The organism is Acidobacteriota bacterium, from assembly GCA_009861545.1.
Classification (GTDB): Bacteria; Acidobacteriota; Vicinamibacteria; order Vicinamibacterales; family UBA8438; genus WTFV01.
On the sequence record VXME01000142.1, the window covers coordinates 1 to 15106 of the forward strand.

Sequence of the window (15106 nt, forward strand, 5' to 3'; positions counted from 1 at the left end):
GCGCTCGCTCAACATCCCGCGTTACCGAAAAGCCTCACTTTCATGTCGTGCACCCGGACCCCGGGCCGGTCTTGACCGCGCGCCGTGCGGGCCATAGAATCGCGGTCCTCCCCGGACACGCCGATGCGTGACGAGATCTCCGAGCTGACGACGAACCGGCTGTCGCTCTACGTTCGGTTCCTCAACGAGCTCGACGAGAAGGGCGTGCGCACGGTCTCGTCGACCGTCCTCGCCGATCGGTTCGGCCTCAACGCCGCGCTGATTCGCAAGGATCTCGCGCATTTCGGCGACCTCGGCGTGCGGGGCGTCGGCTATGTGGTGAAGGACCTGCGCCGCGAGCTCCAGGTGATTCTGGGACTGGATCGCAAGCTTGCGGTGGCGATCATGGGCGCCGGCAATCTGGGGCTCGCGCTCGCGGACTATCCTGGCTTTCGCCGGGAGGGCTTCCGCATCGTGGCGCTGTTCGACACGCTGCGGGAGAAGGTGGGGCAGGAGTCACGCAGCGGCGTGCGCATCTATGACATCCAGGAGTTGCGCGGCGTGGCGGACCGCGAGGGCATCACGATCGCGGTCATCGCCGTGCCCGCCGCATCGGCCCAGCAGGTGGTCGGCACGGTGGTCGAAGCGGGCATCAAGGCCGTGCTGAACTTCTCGCCCGGCGCGTTGCGGGTCCCGCCCGACGTCAAGCTGAAGAGCGTGGACCTGACGGTTTCGCTCGAGAGCCTGTCGTTCTACCTGGCCAGTCTCGAGAGCGGCGCCAGAAACTGATCAGCTTGCGGGAGATGCGATGGGAGAGCGCGACAGCCGACGGGACGAGCCGAAGCTGAGCCACGTCGACGATGCGGGCCGGGTTCGCATGGTCGACGTCGGAGACAAGCCGGTCACCGAACGCGTGGCCGTGGCCCGCGGTCACATCGCCATCGGCGAGCCGGCCCTGCAGGCCATCCGCGACGGACGCGTCGCCAAGGGAGATCCACTCCAGGCCGCCCGCCTCGCCGGCGTCATGGCGGCGAAGAAGACCGCGGATCTCGTCCCGCTGTGCCATCCGCTCATGCTGTCGCAGGTCGCTGTCGAGCTGCAGGCCCTCGACGACGGCTATCGGATCGAGGCGCGGGTCCGCACGGCGGGCCGGACCGGCGTGGAGATGGAGGCGCTGACCGCGGTTTCCGTCGCCGCGTTGACCATATACGATATGGTCAAGGCGATAGACAAGCGAATGGTCATCGGTTCCATACGACTCGTGAAGAAGACGGGAGGCCGGTCGGGCGACTTCAACGCCGATTGACGGCGTCGCGGTTGCGGAAGCCGGGAGCCGCCAGCCCCGGGCCGGCGAAACAACCATGAGCGATGAACTCAGGACACTCGCGGCGCTGCCGTTTCACTTCGTCGGACGCCATCCCAAGTCGGCGCTCGTACGCCGCTGCCGGGGGGATGACGTCGAGGAGCTCTCGACCCAGGAGTTCTTCGACCGGATTCGCGACTTCAGTCTCGGTCTCGGCGCGCTGGGGGTGGAGCCGGGCGACCGGGTCGCGATCCTGTCCGACAGCCGTCCCGAGTGGGTCATCGCGGATCTGGCGGCGCTGACCGCGGGGGCGGTGACCGCGCCGATCTACCCGACGCTGCCCGAGTCGCAGGTGCGCTACATCCTCGCCGACTCGGGAGCCCGCGTCGTGGTGGTGGCGGACGAGACGCAGGCGGCCAAGGTGCGCGCCGTCTGGGACGAGCTCCCGGAACTTTCCGCCCTGGTGATCATGGATCCGGAGGGCGAGCCGGCGGCGTCCGGGGGAGCCTCCGGTCGCGAGGAGCTGAGCCTCGCCGACGCTACCGGCCGCGGCCACCGCCGCCTCATGGCGGAGGACGGCCTGGGAAGGGAGTACAAGGAGCGCGCCGCGGCGATCACGCCGGACCAGTTGGCGACGATCATCTACACGTCGGGTACTACCGGCGAGCCGAAAGGCGTGATGCTCACCCATGGCAACGTCGCGAGCAACGTCATGGACGGCAGCGCCGTGGTGCGGGTCGATTCCGAAGACGTAGCGCTGTCGTTCCTGCCGCTCAGCCATGCTTTCGAGCGGGCCGTCGTATTCATGTATCTCTTCCACGGCACCACCGTCACCTTCGCGGAGTCGCTCGAGACGATCGCACGCGATCTCGGAGCCGTGAAGCCGACCGTGATGACGGGTGTGCCGCGTGTGTACGAGAAGTTCCACGCCCGGGTTCACGAGGCGGTCGCCGGCGCGCCGGCGGTGCGGCAGCGGCTCTTCCGCTGGGCTGTCGGCATCGGTCTGAAGCAGGCCCGCGCCCAGCTCGCCGGCGGTTCCGCGGGTCCGGTGGCGCGGCTGCAGCACGGCCTGGCGGAGCGGCTCGTGCTGTCCAAGGTCCGGGGGCGTCTCGGCGGACGCCTGCGGTTCGTCGTCTCGGGGAGCGCACCGCTGTCGACGCCGATCGCCGAGTTCTTCTTCGCGATCGGCATTCCGGTCGCGGAGGGCTACGGACTGACCGAGACCTCGCCCACACTGACGGTGAATCCGCTCGAGCGCCCGAAGCTGGGCACGGTCGGGCCCGCGATCCGGAACGTGGAGCTCAAGATCGCGGGCGACGGCGAGGTGCTCGCCCGCGGCCCCAACATCATGCAGGGCTACTACGGCAAGCCCGAGGCGACGGCCGAGGTGATGCGTGACGGGTGGTTCTGCACGGGCGACATCGGGAGTCTCGACGACGACGGCTACCTGACGATTCTCGATCGGAAGAAGGAGCTGATCGTGACGGCCGGCGGAAAGAACATCGCCCCGAATCCGATCGAGGCCGAGTTGAAGCGCTCGCCGCTCGTGGCCGAGGCGGTGCTCATCGGCGATCGGCGCCCTTACGTCTCCGCTCTGCTCGTTCCCGACTTCGCCGCGCTTGCCGCGCGCACCGGAGCCGAGGGGGCGTCCCGCGAGGAGCTCGTGGAGCGTCCGGACGTCGTGGCGCTGTTCGACGAGGTGGTGGATCGGGCCAACGCGGAGCTGGCCCGACACGAGCAGATCAAGCGGTCGGCGCTACTGCCGGCCGAGTTCGGCATCGCGACCGGCGAGTTGACGCCGACGCTCAAGGTCAAGCGGCGCGTGGTCGCCCAGCGTTGGAGTGACGCGATCGAGCGGCTGTACCAGGAGTCTGCGCCGTAGAAACAGGTAGACCTCCTGGGGCGGTGGGGGCTGGGGCCGAACGCAGTGCCGTGGCGCCGGGTTTGGCGGCGCTTCGGCCCATCCCCCCCCGCTCCATGATCTTGCGCCGCAGCACTTCGCTTCGCTACGTTCTGCGGCGCAGGCTCCTAGAAAAGCTCTGCATCGGTCAGCGGCCACCAGCGGAGCTGCACCTTTCCGACGATGTACTTCTTCGGAACCTGACCCCACGTGCGGCTGTCCGAGCTGCTCTTGCGGTGGTCGCCCATGACGAAGTAGTAGGCGTCCTGCACGACCTCGGGCCCATAGTCCTCCCGGCTCCGGAACTCGGGCGGAATGGCGACGGGGAAGAGGACCTCGTTCACGTAGACTTGGCCGTCCTCGATGCGCACGGTATCCCCCGCCTCGGCGATGATCCGCTTGACGAACGACTTGTCGGGATCCACGGGGTAGTAGTGCATCACGATGTCGCCCGGCTGCGGGTCCTCGAAGAACTTGTAGATGGCCTTGTTGACGATGAGGCGATCCTGGTCCTCGAGCGTAGGCTGCATGCTCTTGCCCTCGACCCGCGCGACCTGGAACCCGAAGGTGACGATGAGCGTGGCGTAGACGGCCGCCGATGCCAACGTCTTGAGCCACGCGACCAGTTCCTCGCCGGCGCGGACGAGGAACGCTTCGTAGCGTGGGCGCCGCGTCTGCGCCGCCGTGACGTCCGGGTCCTGCCGGATCAGGCCCTCGACCGAGTCGCCGGGTTCTAGAGGCTGAGGTACTCCCGCAACCGCTTGGTCTGCGACCGGCTGACCGGTATCTCCGTTCCCCTGGGGTCCTTCATCTTCAGAATGTAGTTCCGGCTGAACCACGGGACTATCTCCTTGATCTTGTGGATGTTCACCACGTGCGACCGGTGGACGCGCCAGAAGACGTCCGGGTCGAGATGCGACTGCAGCTCGTCCAGCGTCCGGCAGCTCGCGGCGCCGTTCAGTGTACCGGTCACGACGGTGATGACGTCGTCCACCAGCGATGCGAACACGATGTCCTGCGGCTGCACGAGCACGAGCCGCTCGCCTGCCTTCACGGCGATGGGCTCCCGCCGCCCGCGGCGCTGCGCGACCAGGTCCGCGATCCGTTCGAGCTCGTCGGCCCGCAACCCCGGGCGTCCCTCCCCGGGCTGCCTTGCCGGGGACACCAGTTCCCGTACCCGCGTGATCGTGCGGGCGAGGCGCGCAGGCTCGACCGGCTTCAGCAGGTAGTCGACGGCGTTCACCTCGAACGCCTCTATCGCATGCTGATCGTATGCGGTCACGAAGACCACGCGCGGGGTGTCGTCCCGATCCACCAGCTCGCGCGCCACTTCGAAACCGGTGCGGCCGGGCATCTGGACGTCGAGCAGCACGAGATCCGGGTGCAGCGTGTCGATGACCTCGAGAGCCCGCAGGCCGTCTCCCGCCTGCCCGACGATCTCCACGTCCTCGAGCTGCTCGAGCTGGAAGCAGAGCTCGTTTCGCGCGAGCCGTTCGTCGTCGACCACGACCGTCCGTATGCTCATCTCAGGCGGACACCCTTCGCGGTGCGGTCGATGCCGGGATCTCGATGCGCGCGCACGTTCCCTCCCCCGGCGTGCTCTCCAGCCGCAACGGATAGTTCTCGCCGTATATGACGCGCAACCGCTCGTCGACGTTGCGCAGGCCGATCCCGCCTTCACGGCTCCGCCCGACGTCGGTGTCGGCCATGCCCGCTCCGTTGTCCATCACCTCGATGATGCCGTGACCGCGCGTGCGTCGGCTCCGGATAATGATACGCCCGCCGCCCACCTTTTTCTCGATGCCGTGCTTGATCGAGTTCTCGACCAGCGGCTGCAGCACCATGCTGGGGATGATCAGATCGAGACTGTCGGGACTGATGCGATGCTCCACGACCAGGGTGGGTCCGAAGCGGACCGCTTCGATATCGAGGTACTCGTTGATGGAGGCCAGCTCCTCCCGCAGGGTGACGAACTGCTCCTGCGTGCTCAGCATCCGCCGCAGCATGACGGAGAGCTTCAGGATCAACGTCCGCGCGGTTTCCGGCTGCGAGCGAATGAGCGAGGAGATCGAGGTGAGGGTGTTGAACAGGAAATGCGGATGTATCTGGCTGGACAGCGCGTCGACGCGCGCCGCCATCAGGAGCTTCTCCTGTTCCTGCAGGCGATGCTCGATGCGCGCGGTATTCCAGATCTTGATCGGAATGGCGACGCTCAGGACGGTGGACAGCATCACCAGAACCCCGAGCCACAGATTCTCGATCTCGAAGTGGAAGATGACGTCCAGGCCGAAGCGCACGCCGAGTCCCTGCCGAATCACTTCCAGACCGACGGGCGCCGCCGCGAGAATCGGAAGCCAGTCGATGCGGAACCGTCGCACCAGGTGCCACGCGTGCCGGTGCAGATCCGCGAAGAACAACGGCGACAGGTGCCAGATGGATTCCTTGGGGCACATTTCGCGCAGGCCGCCGCCGGCGAATCCGCAGCCCACCGCGAACGGCATCGCCGCCACCTCGCCGCCGAGGAGGGCCGGTGTGCCGGCGAGCACGCCGACGATGGCGCCGGCGTACGGACCGGCGATCAAGCCGGCGAGAAACGGACCGGCCAGCGAGAAGTCCGCCGCGTCGTAGCCCAGCACCAGCCGGGCGATGATGCCGCCGAGCAGGGGGATCCCGAGGCTGAACGCGAACACGAGGCGCTCACGCCAGGCGCGCTGCTCGGTCAGCAGGATTCGCCGGAACTGGCGGAACCGGACGAGCATGGTGGAGAGCGTCGCCACGACGGCGAGCTTCACGACCAGCGTCGTCAGCAGCACCTGCTGGGCCGTGGTCAGGAATTGGGCTTCCGGCGGCACTGCCGGCCACTATAGCGAATGCCGCACGGTGTCGGTCCCGGCGCCCCGCCGGCCAACGGAGCATGCGGCCGCCCGTCCTTGCGACCCGCGGAGCGACGGGGTATAGTCGCCGGAGTCGTGTAAACAACCGACAAACATGCGAGCTTTCTTCATCTTTGCGAGGCGGATGCGAGCCGCCGAGCGCGACGATTGGCGGGCCCCGGCGTGAGTCTTTTCCAACGGAATCACGACGACGATCTGTGCTCCGATCCACAGACGCGGGCGCTTTCCGCGGCGGTGGTGGAAAGCTCCTTCGTCGAAGCGGTCTACAACAAGATCGCGGTCATCGACGACTGGCTCTTCGGGGCGACGTTGCACACCGGACGCCTCGAGGCGATCCGGAGGCTCGATCTGCAGCCGGGCGACGACGTGCTGGAGGTCGGCGTCGGCACCGGCATAAACGCGGCGCTCTATCCGGACAACGTCAGTGTGACCGGCATCGACGTGGCCGAGAAGATGCTGGAAAAGGCGGCTCGCCGGCTCGCCGCCCACCACGTCGGCAACGTCCGCCTCATGCAGATGGACGCCGCGCACCTCGATTTCCCCGACGATTCGTTCGACCTCGTCTACGCCCCGTACGTCATCAGCGTCGTGTCGGATCCGGTGGCCGTCGCCCGCGAGATGCGCCGCGTCTGCCGTCCCGGGGGGCGTTTCGTCTTTCTCAATCACTTTCTGAGTCCCAATCGCTTCGTCGCCCGCGCCGAGCGTCTGATCTCGCCGCTGACCGTCTATATCGGCTTCAAGGCGGACCTGGATCTGCCGGCGTTCCTCGCCCAGGCGGGATTGCGTCCCGTGTCGATCGAGAAGGTCAACATTCCCCGCATCTGGTCGCTCGTCACCTGCACGAAGGACTGAGCCGCACCGTTTCGTCCATCCTCCGCCGTTCTGCCGATCGCATCAGGAGAGCAGCGCCGCGAGTGCGTCGGCGACCACCTGCGCACCATCCGCGGCCGGGGGCTCCGGGCGGGGCTGCGCCAGGAGCCGGTCCAGATGCTCGCCCCAGCGGCCGGCGAAAAGGTCGTCGTGGTCGATGAACGCCGCACGCGTCAGCGCCGGCAGGCCCGCGACGAGGACCTCGTACTCCGGAAAGCGTCCGCGCGACGTGTAGAGCATCGCGGTGTCGTTGGCGGCGCACTCGGCGATCATGCCGTAGCCCGGCTTGGTGACGACGACGTCGACGGCGGCGACGAGGTCCTCGAAGGCGATGTCCCGAGCGGCCATGGCGCGTTCGTCGAGGGTGGCGAACGAGTGGCTGTCCGGCCCGCCGTCGGGGTGCGAGCCGGTCGTGAAGACGACCCGGCAGTGTCGAATCCGTGCGACTTCCGACCAGTCGACGGTCCCGATGCCGTAGCGTCCGAAGGCGAACAGCGCCAGCGCGGCGTCTCGCGGGAGTTCGAGTTGCCGGCGGACGGCGCCGGGTTCTCTGGTCGATCGACGCGCCACGAGCGGTACGTCGACGATCGTCTCGAAGGCGCCGAAGCCCCCGTGAAGGGGCAGGCGGCAGGCCGCGGTCGCATGGGAGTAGGCGTCCCGGAGCGTTCGCACGAGGTCCGGGGCCAGCGCCGCCGTCTCCGGGTAGCCTGCGTAGATCCAGTCCCAGGTGAAGTTGCCGACGGCCATCGCCGGGATGCCTGCGCGGGCGGCGGCGGCGCAGGCGAGGGGCGGGACGTCCGCGACCACGAGATCCGCGCCCCGGGCGGTCAGCGCGCGGGCCTCCGCGTCGACGCGCTCGTCGAGGGCGCGGTGAAAGACGGCGGCCCGGGTGATCGACGTCCGCACGTCGACCTCCAGACTGTCGACCTGCACCACGCCGGTGTCCAGCTCGACCGTCTCGAACGAGAACGGAAAGTCGAGAGCGCGCTCGAAGAGCCATCTCGGGGCCGACGTCCGGATGTCGATCGCGACGTCGGGCCGCTGCGCGTGCAGCGCCCGGATGATCTCGGTCTGGCGCGATGCATGGCCGAAGCCATGCCCGGAAACGGCGAAGACGGCGACCGGCATCACGCGGTCCGGCCGGGGGGCGCACCGCCGGGTTCGGGGACTGCTATCATCCGCGCATGGCGCTGCACGAACGTGAGTTCTTCACCGAGACGCGAGAGACCAAGCCCGCGCTGTACTCCTGTCCGAAATGCGGTTATCGGGGCGAGTACCAGGTGCGTTGGATCCGTCGCGTGAAGAAGGCGCAACCCCCGCGCGGGGCCGACGGCCGCGACCGCGAGATGTTCAAGAAGCTGCGCAACTACATGGTGCGCGTCGACGACGTCGTCGTGTGCCAGAAGTGCCGGCGGCGGTTCGATATCCCTTCCCATCAGAATCTCGCGTTCTTCTGACCGCCTGAGGCGCAGGCTCCTAGCGCCCCGAAACGCCTCGCTGGCTCGGCGTTTCGGCCCATCCCCCCCGCTCCATGACCTTGCGCCGCAGCACTTCGCTTCGCTACGTTCTGCGGCGCAGGCTCCTAGTAGATGCCGGGAACCAGCCGCCAGGGCACCTCGCCCCGGTAGCGATCGTAACGGTCCCCGAACCGGGCGGCCATGTCGCGTTCTTCCCAGGGGATGGCCGCGACGATGTACGCCGTGCTCAGCAGGGCGAAGCAGAAGCGGGTGTACGTCATGTCCGGTGTTCCGAGCAGTACCAGAAGCAGGCCGGCGTAGAGCGGATGCCGCAGGCGCCGGTACGGACCGCGGATCCGCAGCTCGGATGGCTGCCCGCCGCCGTCCGCCGCCGCCGGCGCTGCCGCCTGCCGGATGCCGGCCAGTTCGCGCAGGTCGAGCACCGTCCCGCCGCGCAGGATCAGCACGCCGCCCGCCGCCTGCAGGGCGAAGCCGAGGGCGCGCGCCAAGCCGTCCGCCCGGTAGAGAGCGCCGGGGAGCGGCTGCCACCAGGCGCAGGTGAGAGCGAACAGGATGCTGGCGACCCACACGTAGGTCGCGCGCTCGAGCCCGTCCGGCAGATGGCGTGCCGCCAGCCGCTTGCCGCCGCTACGCGCCAGGAGGCTGTGGTGCAGGGCGAAGACGGTGAAGAGCCCCGTATTGACGGCGAGTCCACCGACGATGCCGACGGCTGTCGACGGCTGGCTGGTTGCGCCGAACCGTACGCCGTAGGCGTAGGCGAAGTAGCCGAGCGACGCCACGAACGCGGCAGCGCCGGCCGGCGCATAGAGACGCGCACCGATCCGATGCAGCGTCGCATGGCGAGCGAGCCGGCGCACGGGAGTCGGGCCGCCGTCGTCCATGGGCATACGGATCATCCCAGCACTATAATCGCGTGATGACAGGAAGGTGGACCGTCGTCGTCCTCCTCTCCCTGCTGCTCGCGCCGGCCCCCGCGGCGAGCGCCGGCCAACCGGCGGAAGAGCTCACCGCGGACGAGCGGTTCCACCGGGACGCCACCCGCGCTCTTGCACACGGCGATCGCGAGGCGGCGGCGGAGCTGGCCGCCGGCCGCGACCCGTCGGATCCGGCGGCCGTTGCGCTCCTGGCCCGGCTGCTGATCGACGTCGGGGACTACGGCCAGGCCGAGGCGTTGCTCGAACCGGTCGCAGAGGCCAACCCGAGCAGCGTGGCCGGTCTCGAGTTCGCTCGGTTGCTCCTGGGGCTTGGCCGCGCAGGCGAGGCGGTGCCGTTCCTCGAGGCGGTCATCGTCAACGGCCTCAACTCGTTCGACGGGCTCTCGCAGTACTACGGTGCGCTCGCCTCCCGCGCAGCCGGTGGCTTCCGGCGGGCCAACACGTTCCTGCGCGGCGCAGCGCGGGCGCTGCCCGACGATCCGGCGATTCACACCGCATGGGGCGAGCTGTTCCTCGAGAAGTACAACAATCCCGACGCGCTGCAGTCGTTCCAGGACGCGCTCGAGCTCGACGAGGAATGGGTGCCGGCTCTGGTCGGCATGGCGAGGGTGCTGGCGAACGAGAACCCACCGGTCGCTCGCGGGGCGGTGGAGCGCGCCCTCGGCATCGACGAGTCGAACGTCGATGCGCACCTGTTCGTCGCGGAGCTGGAGCTGGGCGACCGGAATCGCGACGCCGCGCGCGAGTCCATCGACCGGGCTCTGGCCGTCAACCCGCGCAGCCTGGAGGCGCGCTCACTGCTCGCCGCCATCGCCTGGCTGGAGGATCGCACGGACGACTTCGCGGCCGAGGTCGACCGCGTGCTGGCGATCAACCCCGCGTATGGAGACGTCTACCGCATCGCGGGGAGTCAGACCGCGCGGGCGTATCGCTTTCCCGAGGCGGTCGAGCTGGTGCGGCGTGCGCTGGAGCTCGATCCGGACAATACCCGTGCCTACGCGGAACTCGGGATGCACCTGCTGCGCACCGGCGACGAGCCGGCGGCGCGCGTGGCGCTGGAGCGCTCGTTCGAAGACGACCCCTACGACGTCGTGACGTTCAATCTCCTGCAGATGATGGACAACCTCGACGAGTTCGAGACCATCGAGAGCGGGGATCTCGTCGTGCGACTCCATCCCGACGAGGCGCCGGTCCTGCGGGAGTACGTCGTGGACATCGCGCAGGAGGCGCTGGACGAGCTCTCCGCACGGTACGAGATGACCGTCCAGACCCCGGTCCTGGTCGAGGTGTTTCCGAACCACGACGACTTCGCGGTTCGGACGCTGGGCCTGCCGGGCATGCTCGGCGCCCTGGGGGCCTGCTTCGGTCAGGTGGTCACCCTCGACTCGCCGCGCGCGCGCCCGCCGGGCGACTTCAACTGGATGTCGACGCTGTGGCACGAGATTGCCCACGTCATCACCCTCCAGATGTCGAAACAGCGGCTGCCGCGCTGGCTGAGCGAGGGGATCTCCACCTACGAGGAGAAGCGCAAGCATCCCGCCTGGGGCCGCGACCAGGTGCTGGAATTCGCCAACGCGCTCAACGGGGGCACGCTGCTGTCGCTCAGCGAAATCGAGCGCGGGTTCACGCGGCCCGAGTCGATTTCGCTCTCCTACTTTCACGCTTCGGTAGTGGTCGAGCACCTGATCGAAGCCTACGGGATGGAGGCCCTCCGCACCCTGATTCGCGCGTACGGCGACGGGCTGGAGACCGAGGAGGCCCTCGCCCGCATCGATCTCGACTACGAGCGCCTCCAGGCGAGCTTCGACGCGGCCGTGGAGGAGCAATTCGGAGCGCTGCGGCGCTCCCTCGAGAACGCGCCGCGGAACCTGCCGGAGGGGCCCGAGCGTGTCGAGGCGCTACGGGAGCTGGCGGAAGAGCAGCCGGACAACTTCAACGTGCAGTTCGGGCTCGGCCAGGCGTTGCGAGAAGCCGGCGATACCGCGGCGGCCCGCGCCGCCTTCGAGCGCGCGGCCGCGCTGGCGCCCATGGCGACCGGCCTGGGGAGTCCGCGCGGGCAGTTGGCGAGCCTCGCCGAAGCGGAGGGCGACGCCGAGCGGGCAATGGTCGAGCTGGAGCGCCTGCTGGAGTACGACGAGACTTCGATAGACGCCGTTCGCAGGTTCGCGGCGCTGGCGGAGCGGGCGGGCGACGACGGCCGCCTGCAGGCGGCCTACGAGCGGCTGATCGAGATCGACCCGTTCGACCCGATTTCCCACCAGACGCTAGGGCGGCTGGCCAAGGAGGACGGGCGAACCGAGACAGCAGTGCGGGAGCTTGAGGTGGCGTTGGCCCTCGGACCGGTGGACAGGGTCGCGGCGCACGCCGACCTGGCGGAGACGCTGTTTGCGGCGGGACGACTCGCCGAGGCGCGGCGGCAGACCCTGGCCGCGCTGGAGATCGCACCGACCTACGACCGGGCGCTCGAGCTGTTGCTGACCATCGTCGAGGCGGATCGGTGAGCGCCGCGGGACTGCGGCCCGCTGCCGGCGCACTGGTCGCCGCCGCGTTCCTGACGAGCGGCGCGGACCTCGCCGGCCAGGACGAGGCGCTCCCGGAGCGGGACGGCCTGACCGGGCTCGAATGGCGCTTCGTTCGCATCCGCTACGACACTCCGCCGGCTCAACTTGCCGAGTTCAAGCGCATCTACTGGGTCGATCCCTGGGAGGTCGACGCGCCGGTCGCCGAGCAGAACCTCTCGCGGCGCATGGCGCGGGTGACCAGCCTGCAGGTGAACGAGCCGATCGTCCTGGAGCTGTCCGACGAGGCGATCTGGGAGCATCCCTGGATCTACATCGTCGAGCCGGCGAACCTGATGCTGACCGATGCGGAGGTCGGCATCCTGCGCGAATTCCTGCTGCGGGGTGGAACCGTCACGTTCGACGACTTCCACGGACCCGAGGAGTGGGCGCTGTTCGAGCGGCAGATGGCGCGCGTCTTTCCGGACCGCGAGATCGTGGAGCTGCCCGCCGATCACCCGGTCTTCAGTTGCTTCTACCAGCTCGACGAGTACCCCCAGATCGCCGGCCTCGGGTCGTACTTCAACAACGTGACCTGGGAGAAGGGCGGGTTCGAGGCGCAGCTCCACGGGATTCTCGACGACGACGGCCGGGTGATGGCGCTCGTCAACTTCAACACCGACATGGGGGACGGCTGGGAGTGGTCCAACGCGGAGCAATATCCCGGCTACATCCGCTACACGGCGCAGTCGTACCGCATGTTCATCAACGAGATCGTCTACGCGTTGACCCACTAGGCCCAGGCAGCGGATGACGACTCCCACGACCACTGCGGCAGAGGCGCCGGCCGAACGGGTGATGGAGGGCCGCGCGCGGATCCTGGCCGAGTTGCGCAAGGTCATCGTGGGGCAGGACGACGTGATCGACCTCGTCCTGACGGCGTTGTTCGCGGGAGGGCACTGCCTGATCACCGGCGTACCCGGCCTCGCGAAGACCCTGCTCGTCAAGACCCTGGCCGACGTGCTGCACCTGTCGTTCAAGCGCATCCAGTTCACCCCCGACCTGATGCCGGCCGACATCACCGGGACGGAAATCATCGACGAGAGCGGCGGCCACCGGGAGCTGCGGTTCGTCGAGGGGCCGGTCTTCGCCCAGATCATCCTGGCCGACGAAATCAACCGGACGCCGCCGAAGACGCAGTCGGCGCTGCTCGAGGCGATGCAGGAACACCACGTGACGGCGGCGGGGCGCACCTACCCGCTGGAGGAGCCGTTTCTGGTGCTCGCGACCCAGAACCCGATCGAGCTCGAGGGAACCTACCCGCTGCCCGAGGCGCAACTGTCCCGTTTCATGTTCAACATCGTCATGGACTACCTCGCGGAAGACGACGAGGTGAGCGTCGTGACCCGCACGACCTCCGACGAGACGCCGGCCCTCGACCGCGTCCTGCACGGCGACGACGTCCTCGAGTTTCAGCGCCTGGTGCGGCAGGTGGTGGTGGCCGAAGAGGTGGCCCGCTACGCCGTCCGGCTCGTCGACGCCTCGCGCCCCGGCCGGGCCGGCACGCCGGAATTCGTGGAGCGCTGGGTGAAGTGGGGCGCCGGCACCCGCGCGTCGCAGGCGCTGGTGCTCGGCGGAAAGGCGCGGGCGCTGGCGGCGGGGCGCTACCACGTATCGGTGGCGGACATCCGGGCGCTGGCCCTGCCCACGCTGCGGCACCGGCTCGTGACGAACTTCTATGCGGAGTCCGAGGGCGTCGGCGCGGAAACGATAGTCACGCGGCTGCTCGACGCGGTTCCGGCCCCCGCGAGCGGGATGTGATGGACGCCGCCGGCGCAGCACGGCCGCCGCTCGGCTGGCTCGATCCGGAGGTCGTCGCCAATCTCGGCTCGATGGAGCTGCGCGCCCGTGCGGTGGTCGAGGGCTTCCTCCTCGGTCTGCACCGCAGTCCGTGGACCGGTTTCAGCGCCGAGTTTTCCGAGTATCGCCAGTACATGCCGGGCGACGACCTGTCGTCGCTCGACTGGAAGGTCTATGGCCGCAGCGACCGGTTCTACGTCAAGCGGTTCGAGGAGGAAACCAACGTCGACTGCCGGATCCTGCTGGACGTGTCGGCGTCGATGAGTTACCGCTCGGGAGCGGTGTCGAAGCTGCAGTACGGCTCGTACCTCGCGGCCGCGCTCGCCTGGCTGATGCACCGGCAGCGCGACGCCGTAGGGCTGCTGACCTTCGACGAGTGGGTCGTGACCAACGTTCCGGTCGGTGCGCGGCCCGGCCACCTGCGACGTATCCTGGTCGCTCTCGAGCAGATCCGGATCGGCCGTCGCTCGAACGTCTCGCAGGCATTGAACGCGCTGGCCGCCGCCATGCGCCGGCGGGGGATGGTCGCGTTGATCTCCGACCTGCTCGACGATCCGGACGCGGTCGTCGCCGGCCTGAAGCACTTGAAGTTCCGGGGCAGCGAGGTCATCGTGTTTCACGTGCTCGACCCGGCCGAGCTGGAGTTTCCGTTCGAGCGTGCGACACGGTTTCAGGACCTGGAGACGGGCCGGGAGGTGACCACCGTCGCCGGCGAGATCCGGGAGGGTTACGTCCGGGAGATGGAGCGGATGGCGGCGCGCTACGGCCGCGAGCTGCGCCTGGCGGGTATCGAATACTGCCGGGTGCAGACCGTGCAGCCGCTCGACGGCGCCCTGCGCGAGTATCTTGCGACCCGGAGCCGCCGCTGATGTCGTTCCTCTTTCCGGCGTTCCTGTTCGGGGGGCTGGCGATAGCCGTGCCGATCCTCCTGCACTTCTTCGCGCGGGACCGGGCGCCGCGGCTGCCGTTCAGCGACGTTCGGTTTCTGGAACGCGCGTTCGTGCGCCGCGACCGGCGCCGGCGGCTGCGCGAGCTGTTGCTGCTGGCACTGCGGGTCGCGGCGTTGCTGCTTCTGGCCGTCGCCTTCGCGCGGCCGTTCCTGGACGCGTCTGGTCGAGGGCGGCGAATCACGGTTCTGGTCGTCGATCGGTCGCTGAGCCTGTCCGCCCCCGGGCAGATGGCGCTTGCCCGCGAGCGCGCCCGCGAGGTGATCGCCTCCACCGCGCCGGATGAGCCGATTGCCGTCGTGGCGTTCGACGATCGGGCCGCCGTCGTGCAGCCGCCGGCAATCGGGCGCCCGCTCGTGCGAGCGGCGCTCGGACGCATCGAGCCGACCACCGGAGCGACGCGCCATGCGGCCGGCCTCGCGGCAGCGGTCGATGTGCTCGA

The 15106-nt window shown here is 68.8% G+C and carries 15 protein-coding genes; 10 read left to right on the forward strand and 5 right to left on the reverse strand.

Annotated features, from left to right (window positions below; translation table 11 throughout):
- Positions 1–123: 123 nt before the first annotated feature.
- Genes F4X11_22175 through F4X11_22185 form a run of 3 tightly spaced genes read left to right on the forward strand, consistent with a single transcriptional unit; the run spans position 124 to position 3164 of the window.
- On the forward strand, positions 124–768 hold the full coding sequence (locus F4X11_22175; GenBank protein MYN67701.1) for a redox-sensing transcriptional repressor Rex: 645 nt from the start codon (positions 124–126) through the stop codon (positions 766–768).
- Between the two features lie 19 nt (positions 769–787).
- Positions 788–1285 carry a cyclic pyranopterin monophosphate synthase MoaC gene (gene moaC, locus F4X11_22180; GenBank protein ID MYN67702.1) on the forward strand — a complete coding sequence of 166 codons (498 nt, stop codon included), beginning with the start codon at positions 788–790 and terminating at the stop codon, positions 1283–1285.
- 55 nt (positions 1286–1340) lie between these two features.
- Positions 1341–3164, forward strand: coding sequence for a long-chain fatty acid--CoA ligase (locus F4X11_22185; protein ID MYN67703.1), 1824 nt, complete (start codon positions 1341–1343; stop codon positions 3162–3164).
- Between the two features lie 146 nt (positions 3165–3310).
- Here the strand turns inward: F4X11_22185 and lepB are convergent, their stop codons facing one another.
- The 3 genes from lepB to F4X11_22200 are packed head-to-tail and all read right to left on the reverse strand — an operon-like array spanning position 3311 to position 6034.
- Positions 3311–4021, reverse strand: a complete 711-nt coding sequence (gene lepB, locus F4X11_22190) for a signal peptidase I (GenBank protein ID MYN67704.1) — start codon at positions 4019–4021, stop codon at positions 3311–3313.
- Positions 3916–4707 (reverse strand): response regulator transcription factor, encoded by a 792-nt coding sequence (locus tag F4X11_22195; GenBank protein MYN67705.1) that lies wholly within the window; start codon positions 4705–4707, stop codon positions 3916–3918. The genes lepB and F4X11_22195 overlap by 106 nt, the downstream gene beginning before the upstream one ends.
- Position 4708: 1 nt before the next feature.
- A complete protein-coding gene (locus tag F4X11_22200; GenBank protein ID MYN67706.1) occupies positions 4709–6034 on the reverse strand; it encodes a sensor histidine kinase in 1326 nt (441 codons plus the stop codon).
- A 189-nt stretch (positions 6035–6223) separates the two neighbouring features.
- Here F4X11_22200 and F4X11_22205 point away from each other — a divergent pair, with 189 nt between their 5' ends.
- Positions 6224–6928: a methyltransferase domain-containing protein gene (locus tag F4X11_22205; protein ID MYN67707.1), complete on the forward strand. Its 705-nt coding sequence runs from the start codon at positions 6224–6226 to the stop codon at positions 6926–6928.
- Positions 6929–6970: 42 nt separating this feature from the next.
- Here F4X11_22205 and F4X11_22210 read toward each other — a convergent pair whose 3' ends face one another.
- Positions 6971–8074, reverse strand: a complete 1104-nt coding sequence (locus F4X11_22210) for a hypothetical protein (GenBank protein ID MYN67708.1) — start codon at positions 8072–8074, stop codon at positions 6971–6973.
- Between the two features lie 62 nt (positions 8075–8136).
- Between F4X11_22210 and F4X11_22215 the strand changes: the two genes are divergently transcribed.
- Positions 8137–8403 (forward strand): hypothetical protein, encoded by a 267-nt coding sequence (locus tag F4X11_22215; protein ID MYN67709.1) that lies wholly within the window; start codon positions 8137–8139, stop codon positions 8401–8403.
- 125 nt (positions 8404–8528) lie between these two features.
- Here F4X11_22215 and F4X11_22220 read toward each other — a convergent pair whose 3' ends face one another.
- The gene (locus F4X11_22220) at positions 8529–9320 is read right to left on the reverse strand and encodes a hypothetical protein (protein ID MYN67710.1); all 792 of its coding nucleotides are present in this window, start codon (positions 9318–9320) and stop codon (positions 8529–8531) included.
- A 20-nt stretch (positions 9321–9340) separates the two neighbouring features.
- On the opposite strand from F4X11_22220, the gene F4X11_22225 reads away from it, so the two are divergent.
- The 5 genes from F4X11_22225 to F4X11_22245 all read left to right on the forward strand — a co-directional run.
- The gene (locus F4X11_22225) at positions 9341–11860 is read left to right on the forward strand and encodes a tetratricopeptide repeat protein (GenBank protein MYN67711.1); all 2520 of its coding nucleotides are present in this window, start codon (positions 9341–9343) and stop codon (positions 11858–11860) included.
- The gene (locus F4X11_22230; GenBank protein ID MYN67712.1) at positions 11857–12654 is read left to right on the forward strand and encodes a DUF4159 domain-containing protein; all 798 of its coding nucleotides are present in this window, start codon (positions 11857–11859) and stop codon (positions 12652–12654) included. Before F4X11_22225 ends, F4X11_22230 begins: the two co-directional genes overlap by 4 nt.
- A 13-nt stretch (positions 12655–12667) precedes the next feature.
- Positions 12668–13678, forward strand: a complete 1011-nt coding sequence (locus F4X11_22235) for an AAA domain-containing protein (protein MYN67713.1) — start codon at positions 12668–12670, stop codon at positions 13676–13678.
- Positions 13678–14586, forward strand: coding sequence for a DUF58 domain-containing protein (locus tag F4X11_22240; GenBank protein ID MYN67714.1), 909 nt, complete (start codon positions 13678–13680; stop codon positions 14584–14586). Before F4X11_22235 ends, F4X11_22240 begins: the two co-directional genes overlap by 1 nt.
- The coding region (locus tag F4X11_22245; protein ID MYN67715.1) for a VWA domain-containing protein at positions 14586–15106 on the forward strand (521 nt) is incomplete at its 3' end. The genes F4X11_22240 and F4X11_22245, both read left to right, overlap by 1 nt.

What these genes read in the sequence shown, in the direction of transcription:
- F4X11_22175 (MYN67701.1), top strand. Translation starts at nt 124, where the DNA reads ATGCGTGACGAGATCTCCGAGCTGACGACGAACCGGCTGTCGCTCTAC.
- moaC (MYN67702.1), top strand. Translation starts at nt 788, where the DNA reads ATGGGAGAGCGCGACAGCCGACGGGACGAGCCGAAGCTGAGCCACGTC.
- F4X11_22185 (MYN67703.1), top strand. Translation starts at nt 1,341, where the DNA reads ATGAGCGATGAACTCAGGACACTCGCGGCGCTGCCGTTTCACTTCGTC.
- F4X11_22195 (MYN67705.1), bottom strand. Translation starts at nt 4,707, where the DNA reads ATGAGCATACGGACGGTCGTGGTCGACGACGAACGGCTCGCGCGAAAC.
- F4X11_22210 (MYN67708.1), bottom strand. Translation starts at nt 8,074, where the DNA reads ATGCCGGTCGCCGTCTTCGCCGTTTCCGGGCATGGCTTCGGCCATGCA.
- F4X11_22220 (MYN67710.1), bottom strand. Translation starts at nt 9,320, where the DNA reads ATGATCCGTATGCCCATGGACGACGGCGGCCCGACTCCCGTGCGCCGG.
- F4X11_22225 (MYN67711.1), top strand. Translation starts at nt 9,341, where the DNA reads ATGACAGGAAGGTGGACCGTCGTCGTCCTCCTCTCCCTGCTGCTCGCG.
- F4X11_22235 (MYN67713.1), top strand. Translation starts at nt 12,668, where the DNA reads ATGACGACTCCCACGACCACTGCGGCAGAGGCGCCGGCCGAACGGGTG.
- F4X11_22240 (MYN67714.1), top strand. Translation starts at nt 13,678, where the DNA reads ATGGACGCCGCCGGCGCAGCACGGCCGCCGCTCGGCTGGCTCGATCCG.